Here is a 16,295-nt window from a genome sequence, read left to right as displayed (position 1 = left end):
ATTTTTAGAGCAAATTAATTATTTATTTCCATTGATAACCAACAGAAACAGCACCACTGACATTACTTCGTGTATCAGCTGAAGCACCAAATTTCCAGATGTATTTATTAGTATCAGTAATTGCACTCACTCCAACAGAAACAGCACCTTCTCCACGATATCCACCTATACCAGCACTTACCATGCTCATACCAGCTTCACTTGGCTGAGGTAAATTACCAACAGCCATTGCCCCTGCAATACCTGCATTAGTTTCATTACGGAGTTTACTCAATTGTTGATTCGTTTGAGCAAACGCGCTTTCTAAATTACCTACACGACCATTTAGATTACTTACTGCGCCATCAATTGTATTTTGTCCTGTACCACCTATATTACTTGTAGATACTGTACCGTTTGACTGTAATTTAGCATTACCACCGAGTGCTGTTGCCAAAGCTGCATTTGACTGATAAAGCTGATCACCATTCACTGCATCTGTTGAGCTTGATGCAATATTACCCGCAGAAACACCCGTTACTGTACGCGTGCCTCCTGTACTATTGGCCATATTTACTTTCGTACCACCAGTATCTTTACCAATACTAATATCACTGTTTTTATCAGCTTGTTGTATAGCGCCAGATTTGCCAGTTGCCAGATCACTTACTGTACTATTTAAATGGTTGATGCTACTTGTATTTTCATTCACTTGTGATTGTACATTTGCAAGTTGTCCACCATTTACAGCATCTTTAGAGCCAGCAACAACTTGACCATCTGCAACATTTGTAAGTGTAGTCGCATTTGTTCCATCACCTAAAGTCACACGCCCTTTATTTACAGAGCCATCAGTATTTTTATCATACTGAACGGCAGCAGTTGATAAGGTATTTACAGTATTATTCACACTATTAACTGCTGAATCCAACTGACCTTTATTCACAGCATCTGTAGAGTTTACACCTGCCGCTACACCTGTAATAGATTTACCACCAGCATCTATACCCGAAGCTGTTACACTTGGTCCTACTTTATGACCAGATGTATCACTAAAACTTAAGCCATTAGTACCAATACTCGTACTCGAGTTATCTGCTGCTCGATAAGTAGTATTAGTTGCACTATATATAGCATTATTTCCAGAGCTATCTCGAACCGATAATCCCATTGCATTCGTTTTAGCACTATTTCCAGAACCATCTTTTACAATAGTCCCTGTTGCATCTGTAACAGAACGATTTCCAGACTGATCACTGACAGTAACTTTAGATACATCAATATCCTTACCTGATGTATTGGCATTCTGAACTGCTTGATTTAATGCATTCAGTGCATCAGATACTGACGTTTGTTTGCTACCTGCAATGTTGTAACTTGGGCTAGAAATTGTTCCATCTTGGTTAACTTGAACACCACCAATGGCATTCGCAACACTTTGCGAAATGTTTGCAACCTGACCACCATTTACAGCATCTTTAGAGTTTGTTGCAATAGCACCACTTTGTACATTAGTAACTTTTAAGTTACCTGCATCCAAACCTGTAGCTGTAACACTTGGACCTGTACTATTACCATTGCTGTCTTTAAAGCTTAGACCATCTTGTCCAATCTTTGTACTTGCTTGATTGCTTGTATCAGCATAACCATACGTCGTACCAGATGCTGTTGATGTATTAGTACGTGTACCATCACTTAAAGTATTGCCCGTTGCAGTCGATGCATTGCTATGCCCTAAACTATCAGAAGTTGTATTTCCTTCAGTCTTCAAAGCAAGTACTTTATTATCTACAGCCTTTAATTGTGCAACATTTACTGCATCACTATCTGCTGTGCCTGCTGCAACTCCTGTAATTTGACGATAAATATTATTTTGTGAGTCACCAACAGCTATTGCACCAGTCGTTGACTTAGTTGCATTAATAGCAAATTGATCTATAGTCGCTGAGCTTGTAGGAATATAACCACTCACCCCTGCACCCGTACGAGCTGCTGAGTTATTTCCTAAAACAACTGAGCCTTCCATCGTTTGAGTTATGCCATTACCCAAAGCAAATGTATTGTCTGTGCTAATATTATTACTATTACCAACTGAATAGCTATTTGTACCATCAATAATAGATGGATCCCCAAATGCACCTGAATGGCTACCATTCACTTGGTTTCCTGTACCAATACTAATTGATTGATTGCCTGAAGCAACTGCATTATCACCAATAGCAACAGAAGAGGCACCCGTCACACTTGAGTTATTACCAATAACGACAGAGTTTGTAGCTGTACCAGCAGCAGATGTACTCGTACCTAAAGCAATTGTGTTATCTGCACCTGAATTGATGACTGCATCTACACCTAATGCCGTAGAATTCGTAGCACCAGCACTTGAGTCTTTACCATCTGTACTATTAGTATGCGTGAATTTAACCCCTTCTTTATTCATCTTCTGAACAGTTTCACCAATAGTAAGTTGATCAGTTGTCGTTTGACCTTCTTTATCATAGGTCAAAAATAATGAATCTTGGTTTGAATTCTTCCCAGAAGTATAGTTTTGATTAACTACCTGACCAGTGACACTCACATTATGGTTAGCACCATCTTGTACATTAGTAACATTATTACTAATGTAAGTTGATAATGCATCTAGCTGTCCCTTATTTACGGCATCAGAGGCATTCTTACCATTTGCTACATTTGAAATTGTTGTACCACCACCAGTAACAACACTATTTCCATAGCTATCTTGACCTATGCTTGCAGCTGTACCTTTACCACTTCCAGCAAGGATACTGTCATAATCTACACTGCCATCTTTATTAATCGCATACTGAACACTATTATTTCCAAGCGTACCTAACTGTTCTTTCAAGCTAGCTTGTACATCGGCAACCTGACCTGTACTTGCAGCAGCACTACGATTTTGTGCTGAATCTGTTGTCCATGTTGTATTGGTCAATCCTGTGATTGTACCTTTACTACCATCAACAACCATTGGACTCGCTTGACCTACTGTCAATGTATCTGTCGTTAAACGGCTACTGCCTGCTTGAACACTGTCTACATCTAAATTACGGTTCAACGCATATTTGATGTTATTACCACTCTTACTTACAGTAAGGTTTTTCTCACCTTCAGCCGTACCAATATCAATCGCATCACCTGCCTTCACCGCTTGTGATGATGTACCATTACTAGTAACGCTGAAACCTTGATTTAATGCATTCAAGGCATCAGATACTGACGTTTGTTTGCTACCTGCAATATTGTAACTTGGGCTAGAAATTGTTCCATCTTGGTTAACTTGAACACCACCAATGGCATTTGCAACACTTTGCGAAATGTTTGCAACCTGACCACCATTTACAGCATCTTTAGAGTTTGTTGCAATAGCACCACTTTGTACATTAGTAACTTTTAAGTTACCTGCATCTAAGCCTGTAGCTGTAACACTTGGACCTGCACTATTACCATTGCTGTCTTTAAAGCTTAGACCATCTTGTCCAATCTTTGTACTTGCTTGATTACTTGTATCAGCATAGCCATACGTTGTACCAGATGCTGTTGATGTATTGGTACGTGTACCATCACTTAAAGTATTGCCCGTTGCAGTCGATGTATTGATGTTATTCCCTTGGGTAATTTGATTCCCTTCGGTTTTTAATTTCGCAAATTGATCATCAGCAGATTGCTTCACATCGGCAACCTGACCTGTACTTGCAGCAGCACTACGGTTTTGTGTTGAGTCTGCCGTCCATGTTGTATTGGTCAATCCTGTGATTGTACCTTTACTACCATCAACAACCACTGGGTTTGCTTGACCTACTGTCAATGTATCTGTCGTTAAACGGCTACTGCCTGCTTGAACACTGTCTACATCTAAATTACGGTTCAACGCATATTTGATGTTATTACCACTCTTACTTACAGTAAGGTTTTTCTCACCTTCAGCCGTACCAATATCAATCGCATCACCTGCCTTCACCGCTTGTGATGATGTACCATTACTAGTAACGCTGAAACCTTGATTTAATGCATTCAGTGCATCAGATACTGATGTTTGTTTACTACCTGCAATGTTGTAACTTGGGCTAGAAATTGTTCCATCTTGGTTGACTTGAACACCACCAATGGCATTTGCAACACTTTGCGAAATGTTTGCAACCTGACCACCATTTACAGCATCTTTAGAGTTTGTTGCAATAGCACCACTTTGTACATTAGTAACTTTTAAGTTACCTGCATCTAAGCCTGTAGCTGTAACACTTGGACCTGCACTATTACCATTGCTGTCTTTAAAGCTTAAACCATCTTGTCCAATCTTTGTACTTGCTTGATTGCTTGTATCAGCATAGCCATACGTCGTACCAGATGCTGTTGATGTATTGGTACGTGTACCATCACTTAAAGTATTGCCCGTTGCAGTCGATGTATTGCTGTTGCTTCCTTGGGTAATTTGATTCCCTTCGGTTTTTAATTTCGCAAATTGATCATCTGCTGATTGCTTAACATCTGCAACCTGACCTGTACTTGCAGCAGCACTACGATTTTGTGCTGAATCTGTTGTCCACGTTGTATTACTAAGACCTGTAACTGTTCCTTGTTTCCCATCAACAACCACTGGGTTTGCTTGACCTACTGTCAATGTATCTGTCGTTAAACGGCTACTGCCTGCTTGAACACTGTCTACATCTAAATTACGGTTCAACGCATATTTGATGTTATTACCACTCTTACTTACAGTAAGGTTTTTCTCACCTTCAGCCGTACCAATATCAATCGCATCACCTGCCTTCACCGCTTGTGATGATGTACCATTACTAGTAACGCTGAAACCTTGATTTAATGCATTTAGTGCATCAGATACTGATGTTTGTTTACTACCTGCAATGTTGTAACTTGGGCTAGAAATTGTTCCATCTTGGTTAACTTGAACACCACCAATGGCATTTGCAACACTTTGCGAAATGTTTGCAACCTGACCACCATTTACAGCATCTTTAGAGTTTGTTGCAATAGCACCACTTTGTACATTAGTAACTTTTAAGTTACCTGCATCCAAGCCTGTAGCTGTAACACTTGGGCCTGCACTATTACCTTTACTGTCTTTAAAGCTTAGACCATCTTGTCCAATCTTTGTACTTGCTTGATTACTTGTATCAGCATAGCCATACGTTGTACCAGATGCTGTTGATGTGTTGGTACGTGTACCATCACTTAAAGTATTGCCCGTTGCAGTCGATGTATTGCTATTGCTTCCTTTCTTTACAGTATTACCAGTCGCTGTTAAAAAATTTAAATTCCCTGAACTATCTGAAAGACTAGTAAGATTTGCTTTAGAAACATTTATATTTCCTGAATTATCAGACAAGCTGTTACTATCAGCTTTAGCAATATTCCGATTAGCAGAGCCATCAGACAAGCTATTACTATCAGCTTGTGCAATATTTTTATTTGCACTGTTTGCATTAGATAAAATAGTTTGTGATGCAGTCGAGTTACTTTTATTTATACCATCATCAACTATCACACCTGTCGTAGTAATAGAAGTATTTCCTACCTTAAGGCTATTTAAATTCTGATCGGTTTTTCCTGAAATTGTATATGTTGTTCCTAGGCCATCTGTACTAGTAGTCGCTGAAACATTAATATTATCATCAGCACTAGTAACAGTTGTTTTAGCCTTAGCAGATGCAGTTGCAATCGCATCATTCAAATTAGACTTACCAGTGCCCGCAATATTTGACATGGTCAAATTACCATTGGCATCTGTATTAGCATTCCCACCTAATATATTCTTAATAGAGTTAGAAACTGTAAAAAGTTGACTACCATTTACTGCATCAGTTGAGGCAGATGTAACAGCACCAGCAGCAACATTTTTCACAGTAGTATTACCTGCATTTATACCTGTAGCTGTAACACTTGGGCCTGTACTATTACCATTGCTGTCTTTAAAGCTTAGACCATCTTGACCAATCTTTGTACTTGCTTGATTACTTGTATCAGCATAGCCATACGTTGTACCAGATGCTGTTGATGTATTGGTACGTGTACCATCACTTAAAGTATTGCCCGTTGCAGTCGATGTATTGCTGTTATTCCCTTGGGTAATTTGATTCCCTTCGGTTTTTAATTTCGCAAATTGATCATCTGCTGATTGCTTAACATCAGCAACCTGACCTGTACTTGCAGCAGCACTACGGTTTTGTGTTGAGTCTGCCGTCCATGTTGTATTGGTCAATCCTGTGATTGTACCTTTACTACCATCAACAACCACTGGACTCGCTTGACCTACTGTCAATGTATCCGTCGTTAAACGGCTACTGCCTGCTTGAACACTGTCTACATCTAAATTACGGTTCAACGCATATTTGATGTTATTACCACTCTTACTTACAGTAAGGTTTTTCTCACCTTCAGCCGTACCAATATCAATCGCATCACCTGCCTTCACCGCTTGTGATGATGTACTATTACTAGTAACGCTGAAACCTTGATTTAATGCATTCAGTGCATCAGATACTGATGTTTGTTTACTGCCTGCAATGTTGTAACTTGGGCTAGAAATTGTTCCATCTGAGTTAACTTGAACACCACCAATGGCATTCGCAATACTTTGCGAAATGTTTGCAACCTGACCACCATTTACAGCATCTTTAGAGTTTGTTGCAATAGCACCACTTTGTACATTAGTAACTTTTAAGTTACCTGCATCCAAGCCTGTAGCTGTAACACTTGGGCCTGTACTATTACCTTTACTGTCTTTAAAGCTTAGACCATCTTGTCCAATCTTTGTACTTGCTTGATTACTTGTATCAGCATAGCCATACGTTGTACCAGATGCTGTTGATGTATTGGTACGTGTACCATCACTTAAAGTATTGCCCGTTGCAGTCGATGTATTGCTGTTGCTTCCTTGGGTAACTTGATTCCCTTCAGTTTTTAATTTCGCAAATTGATCATCTGCTGATTGCTTAACAGTTGCAATTGCATCATTAAGATTAGACTTACCAGTACCTGCAATATTTGATATAGCTATATTGCCATTATTATCAACACTGGCATTTCCACCAAGAACTGTTTTTAAATTATTCGTAGCAAACGTTCGAGTACTTTTTAATTGAGCTACATTAACTGCATCAGTATCTTGCTGTCCTGCAGCAACACCAGTGATCTGACGTGTAATATTTGTTCCATCGCCTATAGCAACGGCAGCATTTGTAGATTTCCAAACACTGGTCACACTATTACTATTCTGACCAGTAGCAGAGTCATAACCTAATACACCAGAATCTACAGAGGCAATTGAACCAGAGCCAATAGCTACCCCACTTGTATTTGATTGTGCACCTAGACCTATTGCTATCCCATTATCTGCATTAACTTTTGTATCTGCACCTATTGCTATGCCACCAATACCTTTACCATCATTATTTGTAGCTCCAACATTTGCACCAGCACCTATAGCAATTGATTTACTCAGTACAGCTCTAGACTCAACACCTGTTGCGACAGCATATTGTCCAGCAGTTGCACCAAATCCAACTGCTACAGCTCCTTTATCTGTACCTTGTGCAAAGGCACCATAGGCTGTAACTCCTGTTTTACTATTTCCACTAGAATTACATCCTGTGACTATTGAATACGTACCACTACCATCCACAGGATTAGCATTAGTTGCTGCTCTCTGAACATTATAAACACTACCTGCTGCACTAGATGTACAATCCTGTGTACTTGTAGGCTGAATTGTTGCAGCCATAACTCCTTGAGAGAAAGTAATTAAAGTTAGAACCCCCCACCCATAATCGTTTTAGTTGTTTTTTTCTGTGATTTTGCTAGTTCAGAAACAGCAACCCATATGCCTAATGCAGCGTTCCAAATAACTCTATAAAATTTATTCATACTTTCCCCTAAATAAACAACCATATTTTGGTTTAATTTTATACATTATACATATATATTTGTTAACAAAAAACATACGGTAATAACTTTATGTAACAATGCATATTAATAATTTAATTAATTTTAAATAAAATCATATGATGAAAATTTAAGAAAAAATTAATAAAAAATATACAATTTATTGATTTGTTTTATCAAAAAAATATAGGTTATATCTATTAATATAAGTAAATAAACTTTCACAAAACTTCAAATGCTATAATGGAGTATCGTTATTCATATAAAGTGAAAGGCAAAATTTTGAGAATTATTTTTGCAGGAACACCAGAGTTTGCAGCTACTGCATTGAAAAGTTTATTAGATTCTAAACATGAAATTATTGCTGTTTATACACAGCCTGATAGAAAATCAGGCAGAGGGCAGAAAATTACGTTTTCTGCTGTTAAAGAAATTGCTCTACAACATAATCTTCCAATATATCAACCATTAAACTTCAAATCCTCTTCAGAAAATGGTTTAAAAGCCCGTGAAGAATTAAAAGCATTAAATGCTGATATAATGATTGTTGCGGCTTATGGCTTAATACTTCCACAAACTATATTAGATATACCAAAGTATGGATGTTTAAATATTCATGCATCATTACTACCACGCTGGAGAGGGGCTGCACCTATACATCGTGCTATTGCAGCACAAGATCAAGAAACTGGTGTTACCATTATGAAAATGGCTGCAGGATTAGACACCGGTGATATGATGTTAAAAACATACTGTCCAATTGAAGTAAATGATACTTCGGCAACATTGCATGATAAGTTAGCAATTCAAGGTGCCGAGGCCATTACAAAAGTCCTAGCATCTGAGGATACGCTCAAAACCTACTTAAAAAACTGTGAAATACAAAATGAAGCTCATGCAACATATGCACATAAATTAAGTAAGGCTGAAGCAAAAATAGATTGGAATTTACCTTCAACACAAATTACTTCAAATATCCATGCGTTTAATCCTTGGCCTGTTGCTTTCATTCAACTTGAAACAGAAAACTTAAGAGTTTGGCAAGCAAATATCGTTTCAAATGAAAGAAATACTGAAAACCTTCAGGTAGGTACAATTTTGAATATAGACCAAGCTGGTATCACTGTTTTATGTGGGAATAATACAGCGATTATACTTACCTCTTTACAATGGCCAGGTGGTAAACCATTAAATAAAGAACAAATTTTACAAACAAATAAATTAAATGTTGGACAAATACTTGTATGAAACTAGAACCATCAAAACTTGCTTCATATAACTTAAGAGCTAAAGTAACCCATCTGCTTACATATATACAAAATGGTGAATCACTATCCAATTTACTTGATGTCTACATTTCAAAGGTAAATGACAAAGATCGTGCACTTTTTCATGAGCTGACGCTAGGTACACTACGCCATTGGTATGCTTTAAAAGCAGTAACACTACCTTTATTAAAAAAAGATTTAGAAAACCCTACTGTTGAAGCAGTGCTTTACTTAGGAATATATCAATTAATTTACACACGTATTCCAGTACATGCTTCAATATCTGAAACAGTAGAAGCCGTCAAACAATTAGGATTCTCACCTTTAAGTGGCGTTGTTAATGCTATTTTGCGACTTGTTTCAAGAGATTTAGAATTTTTTAGACATAATTTAGATCAAGCTCATGGTTTACCAAGTTGGCTATACAAAAAGACCAAAAAAGATTGGCCTAACCATACTCCTGAATTATTTAATGCTCTAAAAGAAGCTGCTCCACTTACATTGCGTATAAATCAGCAAAAAATAACAAGAAATGAATATTTAGAATTACTCAATCAATTAGATATTCAAGCAATAGCATGCAAATTTTCTGATGTTGGAATTCAACTACTATCTCCTCAAGTTATTCCTAATCTTCCTGGATTTAAAGATGGTTATTTTTCTGTTCAAGATGAGCATGCTCAACTATGTAATCAGTTGCTTAATAATCTAGATAGCACAACAGTTATAGATGCATGTGCTGCTCCTGGTGGTAAAACAACTCATTTAGTTGAACAGTTCAAAATTAAAAAATTGATTGCACTTGACTCTAATGAGTTAAGATTAAAAAAGGTTGAAGATAACTTATCACGCTTAGGTCTACATCATATAGATACAAATATTCAATTAATTCATACAGATGCAAGCCAATGGCAAACAGCAGAAAAAATTAATCTTATATTACTAGATGCACCCTGCTCTGCAACTGGTGTTATTAGACGACATCCGGATATTCGTCTATTAAGGAAACCTTCAGATATTAAGCAAATAATTGAAATACAAAAGAATATTTTAAAAAATATGTGGCAACAACTTTCTATTGGAGGTCATCTTTTATATATTACATGTTCTATTTTGAAAGCTGAAAATGAACACCAAATGGAAGATTTCTTTAGTGAGAATCAAAATGCTAAAGAAATAAAAATTCCTGCAGATTGGGGAATAGAACAGAAATATGGTAAACAATTGCTTCCAGAAACACACCATGGTGATGGATTCTATTATTGTCTAATTCAGAAAAAAGCCTAACTATTATGTCACCTTTAAATATTTTAAAGGTGATTATTCAATAGCATACCCGATTGCTTCAGCATTATTTTCATACACAGCAATACCTAAGTTTTCAGGTGTTTTAAAGTTCTGATCAGTTGGCATCATTTATATCCTTTAATTTATATGATTTTTCATATATCACGATGCCAAATTTTGAATTTAAAGTCCATTTTAATTATATTATTTCTGCATAAAAAAAGCCTCCCTAATGGGAGGCTTTAGAATTAGATGCTGGCGATGACTTACTCTCACATGGGTAACCCCACACTACCATCAGCGCTAAGAGGTTTCACTTCTGAGTTCGGGAAGGGATCAGGTGGTTCACTCTCGCTATTGTCGCCAGCATAACTGTTATGGAGAACGATTAGGTCTTATATTATTGCCTATGTTCAACCAAATTTGGCTTAACAGGTTATTCAATTGGTCTGTATTGTAACTAGGTTTATTACTAAATCAAGCTATTTGAAGAGAAATACAACTGTTTGGGTGTTGTATAGTCAAGCCTCACGAGCAATTAGTATTGGTCAGCTTCATGTATCACTACACTTCCACATCCAACCTATCAACGTCCTAGTCTTGAACGGCTCTTTAGGTGACATAAAATCACAGGGAAATCTAATCTTGAGGTAGGCTTCCCGCTTAGATGCTTTCAGCGGTTATCCCTTCCGAACATAGCTACCCGGCGATGCGACTGGCGTCACAACCGGTACACCAGAGGTTCGTCCACTCTGGTCCTCTCGTACTAGGAGCAGATCCTCTCAAATTTCCAACGCCCATGGTAGATAGGGACCGAACTGTCTCACGACGTTCTAAACCCAGCTCGCGTACCTCTTTAAATGGCGAACAGCCATACCCTTGGGACCTGCTTCAGCCCCAGGATGAGATGAGCCGACATCGAGGTGCCAAACACCGCCGTCGATATGAACTCTTGGGCGGTATCAGCCTGTTATCCCCAGAGTACCTTTTATCCGTTGAGCGATGGCCCTTCCATACAGAACCACCGGATCACTAAGACCTACTTTCGTACCTGCTCGACTTGTTGGTCTCGCAGTCAAGCGCGCTTTTGCCTTTATACTCTACGCGTGATTTCCGACCACGCTGAGCGCACCTTCGTACTCCTCCGTTACTCTTTAGGAGGAGACCGCCCCAGTCAAACTACCCACCAGACATGGTCCTCGACCCAGATTATGGGTCAGAGTTAGAACCTCAACATTACCAGGGTGGTATTTCAAGGATGGCTCCATAGTAACTGGCGTTACTACTTCAAAGCCTCCCACCTATCCTACACAAGTAAGGTCAAAGTTCAATGTCAAGCTGCAGTAAAGGTTCACGGGGTCTTTCCGTCTAGCCACGGGTACACGGCATCTTCACCGCGATTTCGATTTCACTGAGCCTCTGCTGGAGACAGCGCCGCCATCATTATGCCATTCGTGCAGGTCGGAACTTACCCGACAAGGAATTTCGCTACCTTAGGACCGTTATAGTTACGGCCGCCGTTTACTGGGGCTTCGATCAAGAGCTTCGCTTACGCTAACCCCATCAATTAACCTTCCAGCACCGGGCAGGCATCACACCCTATACGTCCACTTTCGTGTTTGCAGAGTGCTATGTTTTTAATAAACAGTTGCAGCGGCCTGGTTTCTGAGGCTGCCGACAGCTCAGGAAGCAAGTTCCATCACCATCAGCAGCGTACCTTCTCCCGAAGTTACGGTACCATTTTGCCTAGTTCCTTCAGCAGAGTTCTCTCAAGCGCCTTGGTCTACTCGACCTGACCACCTGTGTCGGTTTCGGGTACGATTCCTGTGTAACTGAAGCTTAGAGACTTTTCTTGGAAGTATGGTATCAGCCACTTCGTAGGTAAACCTACTTGCTATCGACTCTCAGCATAGAGCACCCCGGATTTGCCTAAGATGCATGCCTACTGTCTTTCACCTGGACAACCAACGCCAGGCTGACTTAACCTTCTCCGTCCTCTCATCGCATTACACAGAAGTAATGGAATATTAACCATTTTCCCATCGACTACGCCTTTCGGCCTCGCCTTAGGGGTCGACTCACCCAGCCCCGATTAACGTTGGACTGGAACCCTTGGTCTTTCGGCGAACGGGTTTTTCACCCGTTTTATCGTTACTCACGTCAGCATTCGCACTTCTGATACCTCCAGCATGCTTCTCAACACACCTTCATCGGCTTACAGAACGCTCCCCTACCACTTACGCTAATGCGTAAATCCGCAGCTTCGGCACATAGTTTTAGCCCCGTTACATCTTCCGCGCAGGCCGACTCGACTAGTGAGCTATTACGCTTTCTTTAAAGGGTGGCTGCTTCTAAGCCAACCTCCTAGCTGTCTATGCCTTCCCACATCGTTTCCCACTTAACTATGATTTTGGGGCCTTAGCTGGCGGTCTGGATTGTTTTCCTCTTGACTACGGACGTTAGCACCCGCAGTCTGTCTCCCGGATAGTACTCATAGGTATTCGGAGTTTGCATCGGTTTGGTAAGTCGGGATGACCCCCTAGCCGAAACAGTGCTCTACCCCCTATGGTATTCGTCCGAGGCGCTACCTAAATAGCTTTCGGGGAGAACCAGCTATCACCAGGCTTGATTAGCCTTTCACCCCTATCCACAAGTCATCCCCTGGCTTTTCAACGACAGTGGGTTCGGTCCTCCAGTTAGTGTTACCCAACCTTCAACCTGCTCATGGATAGATCGCCTGGTTTCGGGTCTATACCCAGCAACTAAACGCCCTATTAAGACTCGATTTCTCTACGGCTCCCCTATACGGTTAACCTCGCTACTGAATATAAGTCGCTGACCCATTATACAAAAGGTACGCAGTCACATAACAAAGTATGCTCCCACTGCTTGTATGCATGCGGTTTCAGGATCTATTTCACTCCCCTCACAGGGGTTCTTTTCGCCTTTCCCTCACGGTACTGGTTCACTATCGGTCAGTCAGGAGTATTTAGCCTTGGAGGATGGTCCCCCCATATTCAGACAAGGTTTCACGTGCCTCGCCCTACTCGATATCATTATCTAAGCCCTTTCGTGTACGGGACTATCACCCTTTATAGTCACACTTCCCAGAGTGTTCCACTAAAACTTAGATAACTTAATGGGCTGATCCGCGTTCGCTCGCCGCTACTGACGGAATCTCAATTGATTTCTTTTCCTAAGGGTACTGAGATGTTTCACTTCCCCTCGTTCGCCTCAACAACCTATGTATTCAGTTATTGATACCTACCTTATGGTAAGTGGGTTCCCCCATTCAGAAATCTCCGGATCATAGGATATTTGCCGCCTCCCCGGAGCTTATCGCAGGCTATTACGTCTTTCATCGCCTCTGACTGCCAAGGCATCCACCACATGCACTTAATTACTTGACTATACAACCCCAAACAGTCGCTTACGCGAACTTCAAGGTGTACAGCTTCAATCTCATACCAAAACGCTTGATTCAGTTAATTTGCTAGTTCTCATCTCATTTCAATTTGTCTCAATCTAAATTAGTTAAAATTTCAATTAAAACGCTTCAAAATGTATGAGTGAACAATTTTATTTCAGACTCAAATTGAATAATCTGTTAATGATTTAACATGCCTTCGTCAGGTCATGTACTGTGATTACTCACAGAGGTTAATATCAAGGTCGCATATTATATACAATCTTTCTATTAAGCTCTATAAGCAAATAAGCTGTTTGCTTATTTATTAGCTTAACTTTAATTAAATTGAAATATCAATCTGATTAAAATCATGGTGGAGACTAGGAGAGTCGAACTCCTGACCTCCTGCGTGCAAAGCAGGCGCTCTACCAACTAAGCTAAGTCCCCAGCTTAAAATCATTTCGAATTGTACATTATCTTCTAGTCTTTGGTGGGTCTGACAAGACTTGAACTTGTGACCCCACGCTTATCAAGCGTGTGCTCTAACCAACTGAGCTACAGACCCTCAGATAATATACCGAAGAACAACTTGTTGTGGATTCTTACCAAGTCTCACCTTTTCGTTAAGGAGGTGATCCAGCCGCAGGTTCCCCTACGGCTACCTTGTTACGACTTCACCCCAGTCATTGGCCACACCGTGGTAAACGTCCTCCCGAGGGTTAGACTATCTACTTCTGGTGCAACAAACTCCCATGGTGTGACGGGCGGTGTGTACAAGGCCCGGGAACGTATTCACCGCGGCATTCTGATCCGCGATTACTAGCGATTCCGACTTCATGGAGTCGAGTTGCAGACTCCAATCCGGACTACGATCGGCTTTTTGAGATTAGCATCACATCGCTGTGTAGCAACCCTCTGTACCGACCATTGTAGCACGTGTGTAGCCCTGGCCGTAAGGGCCATGATGACTTGACGTCGTCCCCGCCTTCCTCCAGTTTGTCACTGGCAGTATCCTTAAAGTTCCCATCCGAAATGCTGGCAAGTAAGGAAAAGGGTTGCGCTCGTTGCGGGACTTAACCCAACATCTCACGACACGAGCTGACGACAGCCATGCAGCACCTGTATCTAAGTTCCCGAAGGCACCAATCTATCTCTAGAAAGTTCTTAGTATGTCAAGGCCAGGTAAGGTTCTTCGCGTTGCATCGAATTAAACCACATGCTCCACCGCTTGTGCGGGCCCCCGTCAATTCATTTGAGTTTTAGTCTTGCGACCGTACTCCCCAGGCGGTCTACTTATCGCGTTAGCTGCGCCACTAAGTCCTCAAAGGACCCAACGGCTAGTAGACATCGTTTACGGCATGGACTACCAGGGTATCTAATCCTGTTTGCTCCCCATGCTTTCGCACCTCAGTGTCAGTATTAGGCCAGAAGGCTGCCTTCGCCATCGGTATTCCTCCAGATCTCTACGCATTTCACCGCTACACCTGGAATTCTACCTTCCTCTCCTATACTCTAGCCACCCAGTATCGAATGCAATTCCCAAGTTAAGCTCGGGGATTTCACATTTGACTTAAATGGCCACCTACGCGCGCTTTACGCCCAGTAATTCCGATTAACGCTTGCACCCTCTGTATTACCGCGGCTGCTGGCACAGAGTTAGCCGGTGCTTATTCTGCGAGTAACGTCCACTTATCCTAGGTATTAACTAGGTAAGCCTCCTCCTCGCTTAAAGTGCTTTACAACCATAAGGCCTTCTTCACACACGCGGCATGGCTGGATCAGGCTTGCGCCCATTGTCCAATATTCCCCACTGCTGCCTCCCGTAGGAGTCTGGGCCGTGTCTCAGTCCCAGTGTGGCGGATCATCCTCTCAAACCCGCTACAGATCGTCGCCTTGGTAGGCCTTTACCCTACCAACTAGCTAATCCGACTTAGGCTCATCTATTAGCGCAAGGTCCGAAGATCCCCTGCTTTCCCCCGTAGGGCGTATGCGGTATTAGCGCTCCTTTCGGAACGTTGTCCCCCACTAATAGGCAGATTCCTAAGTATTACTCACCCGTCCGCCGCTAGGTCCAGTAGCAAGCTACCTTCCCCCGCTCGACTTGCATGTGTTAAGCCTGCCGCCAGCGTTCAATCTGAGCCATGATCAAACTCTTCAGTTAAAATCATTAATTCCTTAAGGGAATCAATCTGGCTCATTAATCACTAGCAAAAATATTCGCTCTCAAATAAATCTTCGAGTAAATTTCTACTTTTGATCAATGAATCTTAAATATATTCAGTGATCACTCAGTAAAAATCCACACAAGTTGTTCTTCAATTCTATTAATGATTCGCATCACTGATTCGTCATCAGCAAGCTAGGTCGGCTATATTACTCTCTTTTAAAAGAAAGTCAACTGTAATCTGAAAGTTTTTTTAAACTACTTAATC

The 16,295-nt window shown here is 40.8% G+C and carries 4 protein-coding genes, 2 tRNA genes and 3 rRNA genes; 2 read left to right on the top strand and 7 right to left on the bottom strand.

Features of this window, described 5'->3' with window-relative positions:
- Positions 1-22: 22 nt before the first annotated feature.
- The gene (locus AC1MPL_RS02600) at positions 23-7,738 is read right to left on the bottom strand and encodes a YadA-like family protein (RefSeq protein ID WP_479764001.1); all 7,716 of its coding nucleotides are present in this window, start codon (positions 7,736-7,738) and stop codon (positions 23-25) included.
- Positions 7,739-7,764: 26 nt separating this feature from the next.
- Positions 7,765-7,881 carry an ESPR domain-containing protein gene (locus AC1MPL_RS02595; protein WP_479763999.1) on the bottom strand — a complete coding sequence of 39 codons (117 nt, stop codon included), beginning with the start codon at positions 7,879-7,881 and terminating at the stop codon, positions 7,765-7,767.
- 300 nt (positions 7,882-8,181) lie between these two features.
- On the opposite strand from AC1MPL_RS02595, the gene fmt reads away from it, so the two are divergent.
- On the top strand, positions 8,182-9,147 hold the full coding sequence (gene fmt, locus AC1MPL_RS02590; protein ID WP_479763997.1) for a methionyl-tRNA formyltransferase: 966 nt from the start codon (positions 8,182-8,184) through the stop codon (positions 9,145-9,147).
- On the top strand, positions 9,144-10,454 hold the full coding sequence (gene rsmB / locus AC1MPL_RS02585) for a 16S rRNA (cytosine(967)-C(5))-methyltransferase RsmB (RefSeq protein WP_479763995.1): 1,311 nt from the start codon (positions 9,144-9,146) through the stop codon (positions 10,452-10,454). The genes fmt and rsmB overlap by 4 nt, the downstream gene beginning before the upstream one ends.
- A gap of 253 nt (positions 10,455-10,707) precedes the next feature.
- Here the strand turns inward: rsmB and rrf are convergent.
- The 5 genes from rrf to AC1MPL_RS02560 all read right to left on the bottom strand — a co-directional run bounded on the left by rrf (position 10,708) and on the right by AC1MPL_RS02560 (position 16,024).
- Positions 10,708-10,822, bottom strand: a 5S ribosomal RNA gene (gene rrf, locus AC1MPL_RS02580).
- A gap of 149 nt (positions 10,823-10,971) precedes the next feature.
- Positions 10,972-13,864: ribosomal RNA gene (locus AC1MPL_RS02575) — 23S ribosomal RNA — on the bottom strand.
- Between the two features lie 370 nt (positions 13,865-14,234).
- Positions 14,235-14,310: transfer RNA gene (locus AC1MPL_RS02570), tRNA-Ala, on the bottom strand.
- 41 nt (positions 14,311-14,351) lie between these two features.
- Positions 14,352-14,428: transfer RNA gene (locus AC1MPL_RS02565), tRNA-Ile, on the bottom strand.
- Between the two features lie 59 nt (positions 14,429-14,487).
- Positions 14,488-16,024: ribosomal RNA gene (locus AC1MPL_RS02560) — 16S ribosomal RNA — on the bottom strand.
- Together the 16S, 23S and 5S rRNA genes with 2 tRNA genes alongside form the textbook arrangement of a ribosomal RNA operon.
- Positions 16,025-16,295: the final 271 nt, after the last annotated feature.

This window comes from Acinetobacter sp. N1-1, from assembly GCF_056711485.1.
Note: the sequence above shows the minus strand (reverse complement) of the source record. Positions and strands in the feature narration are given on the sequence as shown.